Annotated in this window: 1 protein-coding gene; it reads right to left on the bottom strand. The window is 50.6% G+C overall.

Annotation, left to right across the window (positions count from 1 at the left end; genetic code table 11):
• Positions 1 to 844: 844 nt before the first annotated feature.
• Positions 845 to 4,135: a hypothetical protein gene (locus H6F91_RS00035; RefSeq protein ID WP_190769859.1), complete on the bottom strand. Its 3,291-nt coding sequence runs from the start codon at positions 4,133 to 4,135 to the stop codon at positions 845 to 847.
• Positions 4,136 to 4,362: the final 227 nt, after the last annotated feature.

Below are 4,362 nucleotides of genomic sequence, written 5' to 3'. Positions count from 1 at the left end.
TGGCCTGATTGAAGCGACGCTGTCACCAAATGCAATTAGCCCTAATTCGGAGCCTGAAACAACATAAATTCGTTACTTGGCCGAGGCTAATGTGGAAAATGACGGCATTTTTTAGTACAAAACAACTGTGATGTAACCCTTATAGGATAAAGGTTACAGCCTAATTGCACTTTATGACAGCGTCGCTTCAATCAGGCCTAGTTGCAGCGCCCCTTCAGTCACCCCTAAATGAACGCTCACACTTCTGTTTGGTAAACAGATTCAATCTGGTGGGCTTGAGTCGCGATAGAAATCTGTTTAGCTTCATTTCATTCCGCCATATAATCGCTGTCTCCTGGTAAACGAGGAGAGTCACTGAGAGTCAAGTCAAAATCAACGTATCCAACTGCTTCCCGCGCTGCTGGAGGCAGGTTAATAAGCCACGTCAGATCTTCCAAGAGCTTGCCTCACACACAAGACAAATAGAGGGCATAGGGCTCAAACTCAGACCTTAAGTGGCAGAGCATAATGCCTAATAGTACAAGATGACCTAAATTTTGGACTAAGTACTACTCTCCATGGATAGTACACCTGCCTATTTCAGTCACTTTTGGATGCTAAAACCCTTATTCTTGTGTGGAATAGTTGCCGCGCGGAGCAGCTATTCAAGTTTCTGAGCAAGCTTATAGAACAGAACTTTCAGAAGATCTCATAACTTATTTTCTGAATAGGATTTAATCTTAAAATTTCAACGTATAACGTTATACGTCAGCAAATACCACCCCGAATTTTAGCCAATAGCAATCCCTACTACTATGACTAGCAGCCAGGAATGAGTATTAATTTTGCTAAATTCAATGGGTTTTTAGGCGATCGCCCTCCTATAGTCTGCTATCGCATCTAAAACCGCCTGTCTTTGCTGCTCGTTTTCCGCCTCGGCCCACGCCATCTGCATCATTTCCAGCACCTCCTGTGGGCATTTTGACCAGTCAGGTTGAGGTCGGTGATCGCAATTTAGAAGCGTTGGTATCTCTAGGGAAGTTGCGATCACGGATACCGAATTTGCAGGATCGGAGATACCCTCTTTGTCCTCAAGACGCTTGATAAATCGTTCTTCCAGCGACTTCATGATGGCATCACGATCGGTGTCTTGGAGGTTAGTGATGCCGTACTGACGCTCCCTCTCCTCTCGACTGCCCTTCCATCCCTGCTGCTCAATTTTGTAACCCAGCTTCCGTAGCAGTTTATTGACCGTTTTGACAGGAGGATGCTCTTCGGAGATGGTGAGCTGCAGGTATCGGCGGAACTGATGACGATGCAGGACAGCCCATTGGTGGACGGCGATCGCCTCGGGGCTATTGTTGTCCCATTGTTCGACTTTGCCATCGATAAAGGGCTGTAGAGGACAGTCATGGAGTAATTTGGCTTGGCTGGATCGACAGGATAGACGCGTATAGCTGACAAAGTGTGAGCGCCGTGCGGCCTGAGTGAACTCATTCATCCAGGTCCAGCGGTCTAACCACGCAGCTGCATTCGGATTGCGTGTCATCCAGAGCAGTTCTGCTGTCTTCAGGAATCGTCCGTTGTTGCTGATGATGACTTTTAGAACAAACTGGAAATTATCCAAATCCACCCCGGGCAATTTGTCCTCCATCAGCCGCTTGTGAGCCAGTTCCCGTTGCTGTTGGGTAGCTTCTAATTCCTCCAGAATGGATCGGGCTTCTGTCAGGGTGATTTCACTCGTATCTAACTGTACAAAAGCTTGTGCCTTGGCGTTTGCCAGTTCTCCTTTAATACGTTGTCTCTCTTCGGTTTCTGCTTTTGCTTTGCCTTCGACAAGCTGAACGCTATATCCTCGGGATTCCCATAACTGCACCAGAGCTTGGCGTAAAGACAAACGGTTATAGGTGCCTCTAGCCTGGTAACGAGCGTAGTGCTTCAACCAAAATCCAAAGTCTGAATCTGGGTCCTGTTCTGATGCTTTTAGGTTGGCGATCGCCCCCACTAAATCGAGGGGAGCTCCGTTTGCGTCGGTAGCTTCCTTTGATTGCGCGTACTCGGCAAATTGCGTCAGCTTTTCTACCCCTTCAGCATTGCGGTAGAAATCGCGAACGATGACTTCAGGGCGACAACTGCTAAAGAATTCGTCGGTACGACCACCAGAAGGTTTCACATAACCAAAGCGGGGGACATGGGTGCGTAGACGTTCGGGCATTTGTTTGGCCGAACGCCAGTCTAGATGCACCAGATGAATGGCCATGGCCTGAAAATGACCGTCGGGATCTCCGATGCTGATGCCCTGCTGGAAGGTGGGGGAGTAGCCCAGGATGCGGGGGCGATGCTTGGCAATCCACTGATCGGGGTCGGTGCTCAGTTGTTGTGCCCATTCTTCTAGAGAAGATTCGCTATCGATAATGCGAATATCGTCGGGGTCCAGGCCGAAGGCGATCGCCATCTCGCGGGTTTGATGTAACCACTTGGCTGAGTCGCTGGCAATGACGAGGTTTTCACCCCTACTGAGCCGCTTTTTGATCTCGGCCCAGGTGAGGGAAGGTGAACTGAATAAGGTGATGTCTCTGCTTTCACTTTCGGTGCGCTCAAACTTAAGGAATTGCACCACCTCAAGTCTAGATGCCTGGGAGATGAGATCAATTTCCAGGTTAGTGATGCCATCTTCGGAGAGGACAATCCAGCCCCCTTGCTCTTGAACCCATTGAAAGAGCGATCGCAGCCAATGGAGGTTGAGGGCATGGTTTTGGCCGGATGTTTTGCCCTCCAGCACTTGGTAGAGTAATTGGCTGACCTCATCGATGAGAATCAAGGGTGGTCCTTCTGGCAGTCGTTTGGTCGGAAAGCGCCATCCGGATTCGGGGCAAAGGGTGACTTCATTGGGACATGGTCCAAATCCCTGAAATGTGGTGTGGTGGGGAAGCCCTAACACGGCCGCAGATTGTCGCCCTAAAGCGTTTCTGGGAGTGAGGAGGCAACGAAATGCAGTGGGAAATTGGCGTCGGTGCTGCTCGACCAGTTCCTTCAGGGCTGTTGAGGTTTTTCCGACACCCATGGGGCCATCAATCAAAATTGTGCCAGCGTTCTCCGGTAAGGGCAGTAACCCTGATGGGATGTAGCGCCCGGATAGGGTAAGGGTGGGTTCAATCCGCAGAGTATTAAACTCTGCCATGATGCGGTCGGTCTCAACCCTGTAGTGATTGATTTTCTGTTGTTTAGAATCCTGCAATAGTTCCGCTGAACTGGGCATGAACCCGCCCGGTACCCTGGCGAAAAACGCTTGGGGAGAAATGAAGGCGATCGCCCCCACATCTTCTAGTTCATCAATATCCGACTGGCCTTTGGAGACTTGGCCCCACCACCCAATCTGGACCGAGTAGCCCCATTGCTCCAGCAGTTCCCAGGTTGCGGCATATTGGCGCAAAACACTGGTGTTTTCGAGCGAACCGGCATCGGGGAAGAAGTCGATGCGGTTAGTTTCTAGTTCTGCTGCCACCCTTTGGAGGGTAACTTGCAGGGTTTGAGGGCTAGAGGCAAATTGTCCTCCAGCAGCCCCGAGGGTAATGACTCCTAGCCGTTCGGAGGTGATGAAGGGTTTTGCGCCAGTGCCTTCCACCATAGCGATCGCTTTTGTGGAAGGTGCCTCAGGCCGAAACACGGCTAAGGGCAACTCGCCATTCGGAAGGTTTGGTGGTTGTCCCTTTGGAGTGCTCGATAGCCAGCGATACCGCCCGCCGCCTTCCGGGTCTCGGAGGCGTAGTTGTAAGCCAACAATCAATCCGTCGATGTCACGGATAGGGCAGAGATATCCGGCTCCTGATGCGTTGAATGACTGTCCATCCCCATTCACCCCTGGCAGGGTGAGGGGAAACTTCTCTGGCAATTTCTGCCATTGAACAACAGACACAAATCCACTCGCTTTAATTTGAGCTTCGCTCATGCCACGCCGGTGTAAGTCCATCCGGTCTTCGGGGTGGAGAGTTAGAAGCGATAGTAGCCGTCGATAATGGCGATCGCGTTCTGGGGCCGGTAAAGACTGGGCGCGTTGCTGGGCTTCGGCTTGTTCCTGCAGGTGTCGCCGGATCTGTTGCTCCTGCCACCATTGTTCGCGGTCTTCGTCAGAGCGACTGGCTTTATCGTCAACCACCCAAACACCCCATAGCCCATCCTTACTTGGCCTGATTGAAGCGACGCTGTCACCAAATGCAATTAGCCCTAATTCGGAGCCTGAAACAACATAAATTCGTTACTTGGCCGAGGCTAATGTGGAAAATGACGGCATTTTTTAGTACAAAACAACTGTGATGTAACCCTTATAGGATAAAGGTTACAGCCTAATTGCACTTTATGACAGCGTCGCTTCAATCAGGCCTA

The sequence above is a fragment of the Leptolyngbya sp. FACHB-8 genome (assembly GCF_014695575.1).
GTDB lineage: Bacteria > Cyanobacteriota > Cyanobacteriia > Elainellales > Elainellaceae > Vacuolonema.
The sequence above is the reverse complement of the archived record's forward strand: the minus strand, read 5'-3'. Positions and strand labels throughout refer to the sequence as shown.